Raw genomic sequence first — 3715 nt, 5'->3', positions numbered from 1 at the left:
CCTGTGATGAATATCGGATTCATCCAACCATGATGCAAAATTGGTTAAAAATAGTATTGGAAGCAGGACGCGAAGCATTGGCTGGGTCGAATCAAAAAGAATCCAATGAAAACAAGAAACTGATAGAAAAGTATGAAAAGGAACTGGAGAGGAAAAACAGAATCATAGCCGAACTCACAGGGGGATCATCGACCTAAAAAAAGAAGCTGGGGAGCTCTGACAGATTACATGTTTCGACTGCATTAAAGCATGAGATTGTAAATACCTTAGATCGGCTGAAAGAGGCGTCAGGTCTCCCCATCAAATACCTGTGTAGTAAAATAGATGTAAATCCAGGCAAGTTAACTGTTTGGAGAAAATGTAAAAACAAATCACCAAAGAAAGTAATTCCAAAATCGCATTGGATAACACCAGAGGAACGAAAGGCAGTTGAAGATTACAAACGAAATCATCCATTCAAAGGATATGTTCTTTTGGCATGGATGATGATTGATGAAAACATAGCATATATGTCTCCTTCTAGTGTATATCGCATTCTGTGGACTGTGGTTTAAACCGCAGATGGCAAAAGCCCTTGGGAGATCAAGAAAACAGGTTTTGATCAACCTAAAGCTATTCATGAACACTGGCATATGGACATATCATATATCAATTTTAAAGGAAGTTTTGTTTACTTGATATCAGTGTTAGACGGATTTTCACGTGCAGTCCTTGCATGGTCAATCAGTATACGTGGCGTCACTTGATACACAGTTAGTTTTATGGGAGCATGCGACAAATGGCTTGGAGGCGATAAGTTAGCGGTTCGTCTATAACTGACAATGGATCTCAATTCTTGACTAAGGAATTCAAACAAATTTTGAAAGAATTTTCATCCATAATGTTCGGACTTCTGTAAATCATCCTCAGTCCAACGGGAAACTAGAAAGATTTCATGGAACCATTAAGACTGAGTTAATCCGTGAAATACCAATGTATTCACTCGAACAAATAGAGAAGAAGTTGGTAAATGGATTGAAGAATACAATTCGGTAAGACTTCATTCTGCAATCGGTTACGTAACACCTATGGATGTGTTTTATGGTCGCAAGGAAAAGATTTTAGCAGAAAGAAAAGAAAAACTACTTGAAGCAAAATTGAAGAGAAAAGAATACTCGGTAAAGGCTAATATAAGGCTTGTTGCTTAGCTTAATTTTGAATCTCAAAATTCTGTTTTTCACTGAACTAAGACACATATATCATGATAAATTGAAAAGCAATGTGATATTTCATTCAGAAATTCTCGTCTTAAGTTTTTATCATACGTGGCGTTAGTTCTCTTATAGCGCTGAATTTTAGTTCACGAAAGGCTATTTGATAGGCTATAAAACCTGCAAATAGAATACCACCTATGTTAGACATTCTTTTACTATCTCTAGAAAATATTTAATATCAAAGCTGCAGTCCATAGATAATAATTCAATAAGTTCAATCATTTATTAATTTCCTTCATTTCGGCTAACGAACTAGGCTAACCGACGTAGGCTGGCCCTGAGTCCCAACGGGACGTTAGGGACTGGAACGACACTTGCGTAAGCAAGGGGAGTGCCAGAAGCCTATGTGTCGCAGACCGAGCGAGGGCTCGACCCGAAGCGAAGCGTTAAGGCGATGTTACACGCAGTTTTGCATTAATTGATGCTCTTTAATGCTTCACAAAGTTCTGTTCCTAATATCTTTCCAAAAGCCAGATATTCTTCTGGTTCATTGTTATTTAAACTAGGACCAACATATTCGATATTCTCAATAAATTCAAAATTTATTAAAGGATTAGTAATGGAATAGTGATATAGGTTGTAGTTGTGGAGTTTCTTAGAATTGTATTTTGATGAAGAATGTTTCGAAAGCTGATCGGAATTATTATATAAGTCTCCAGCGGATTCTTCATCATCTAAAATTAAATGAAGGTCAATTCGTTTAGGTTGATTTCCTTGATATTCGTCCGACAAAATTTGTAGTGATTCAGAAGAATTATTTAGAAATTTAGAGAAGCCAATGTATCGGTAAATTCTCTTGTTTTGTATTGAGCATTTTTTTAAAGAATCGATAATTCCAGAATATATTCCCAAACTATTTTTTTTACTTCTACCGTTAAATTTATTTTCGATGTGAATTACATACTCATTATAAGAATTATCAATTTTCTTGAGGAAATTAGTATTTGCTTTCTGGAAAGTATGTTTTGAAAAAGTGCAACTTGCGAGATATAACGCAAAAGCCAGTGTTAAGATTTTTTTCATTTTAGATGTTAAGTTGGCAAAATTGCGTGTAACGAACTAGACTAACCGACGTAGGCTGGCCCTGAGTCCCGGAAACGGGACGTTAGGGACTGGAACGACACTTGCGAATGCAAGGGGAGTGCCAGAAGCCTATGTGGCGTAGCCCAAGCGAGGCCTTGTGCCGAAGCGAAGCGGTTAGTCGCTGTTATGCGAAGTCAGCTATTTTTGAACGAATTAAAGTTTTCAAATTCTTTGCTCTTAATATTTCTGCGTTATTCAGTAATATATGTTTCGAAATAGTTAATGATTCGGTATCACTAGTCAATGATTTCAAAATTAATGAAGCAATCTTTTGAAATGCCCTTCTTGTTAATTGATCATACCAGTGTTCGTTTTCATATTCATTAGGTATAATGCCAATATTAGTTTTAACAGATAAAAATGAATTATATTTTGCAATCCCGCATTTCGGAAGTCCCTGAAATTCACATAATCTTAGGACCGGGATACCTGCAATACTTGCAATATCTAAACTAGCAGAATTTACTCCAATCGCAAGATCATAAGTTTTATAGATTTCTTTCTGATCATTGTACAGATCAAACATTTGATATTCGATATAATTTTCATTTTCAGGGTACCCATTTTGTAGATATTCTGATCGATTAGCTAAACCAGCTATTGATAAGTGATAATTGGGAAAATATTTTAATAATTTCTTTAAATCTTGGAATATAAGTAAATTTGAATTTCTCCATGGTTGGGTTTGATGGTGTCTAACAAAATATATAATTCTATAGATTTTTCGCAATTTTGGTCTTTTAATTAATTCAGTTTGATCCCAAATTTTTTTTGAAGTAAGATCTATTTTATCAATACGCTGAAAGTTAAAAAAGAATATTTTTTTTAATGAGAATGAACAATTTTCAGGTGTGAAAACGTGATTAATTTTTTTAATATATGACTTTTCACATATCGAAGCAATCCATGCTAAACGAACTAGACAATTACTTTCTGATTTTAGAAAATAGTCAGGTATTCCATAAATAACTGCATAAGAAAAGTTAATAATTATAAAGCCAAATCGAGTTTCTAATATATCCCTTTCATCAATTGAGAGGCCTTGAATTTTAATTGCTTCTGATTTGTGCATGTAAATTGCTATTTTTGTTTGTTCCTGGGATTTGGAATATAGTTGTTTTGCTGAATGCAGTAGTCTAATTGTGTCACCAACTTTACCCTTGAGAGGATGAACAAATATTTTTTTCATATATTTTTGCTAAATTATTAGAGCTTTGGCTGATTTCGCATAACGAACTAGTGGAGACGACGTTTCCCGACCCTGAGTCCCGCCGGGACGTTAGGGACTGGCACGGAGTTTGCAAATGCAAACGAGTGACAGAAGGGAAATGTGGCGCAGCCCAAGCGAGGGCTCGTCCCGAAGCGCAGCGTTTCCATGC

The 3715-nt window shown here is 35.5% G+C and carries 3 protein-coding genes and 2 pseudogenes; 3 read left to right on the top strand and 2 right to left on the bottom strand.

Annotation, left to right across the window (positions count from 1 at the left end; all coding sequences use genetic code 11):
- The 3 genes and pseudogenes from LEP1GSC199_RS20640 to LEP1GSC199_RS22235 all read left to right on the top strand — a co-directional run.
- Nucleotides 1–197: pseudogene (locus LEP1GSC199_RS20640) on the top strand (transposase); the annotation flags it as partial.
- Between the two features lie 435 nt (nt 198–632).
- On the top strand, nt 633–746 hold the full coding sequence (locus tag LEP1GSC199_RS21565) for a hypothetical protein (protein WP_415857899.1): 114 nt from the start codon (nt 633–635) through the stop codon (nt 744–746).
- Between the two features lie 100 nt (nt 747–846).
- A pseudogene (locus LEP1GSC199_RS22235) lies at nt 847–1187 on the top strand (integrase core domain-containing protein).
- Between the two features lie 480 nt (nt 1188–1667).
- On the opposite strand, the gene LEP1GSC199_RS01455 reads toward LEP1GSC199_RS22235, so the two are convergent.
- On the bottom strand, nt 1668–2276 hold the full coding sequence (locus LEP1GSC199_RS01455) for a hypothetical protein (RefSeq protein WP_002976187.1): 609 nt from the start codon (nt 2274–2276) through the stop codon (nt 1668–1670).
- Between the two features lie 184 nt (nt 2277–2460).
- Nucleotides 2461–3525 carry a hypothetical protein gene (locus tag LEP1GSC199_RS01450; RefSeq protein WP_002976189.1) on the bottom strand — a complete coding sequence of 355 codons (1065 nt, stop codon included), beginning with the start codon at nt 3523–3525 and terminating at the stop codon, nt 2461–2463.
- Nucleotides 3526–3715 lie beyond the last annotated feature (190 nt).

The sequence above is a fragment of the Leptospira vanthielii serovar Holland str. Waz Holland = ATCC 700522 genome (assembly GCF_000332455.1).
Lineage (GTDB): Bacteria > Spirochaetota > Leptospiria > Leptospirales > Leptospiraceae > Leptospira_A > Leptospira_A vanthielii.
The sequence above is the reverse complement of the archived record's forward strand: the minus strand, read 5'-3'. Positions and strand labels throughout refer to the sequence as shown.

What these genes read in the sequence shown, in the direction of transcription:
- LEP1GSC199_RS21565 (WP_415857899.1), top strand. Translation starts at nt 633, where the DNA reads ATGGACATATCATATATCAATTTTAAAGGAAGTTTTGTTTACTTGATA.
- LEP1GSC199_RS01455 (WP_002976187.1), bottom strand. Translation starts at nt 2,276, where the DNA reads ATGAAAAAAATCTTAACACTGGCTTTTGCGTTATATCTCGCAAGTTGC.
- LEP1GSC199_RS01450 (WP_002976189.1), bottom strand. Translation starts at nt 3,525, where the DNA reads ATGAAAAAAATATTTGTTCATCCTCTCAAGGGTAAAGTTGGTGACACA.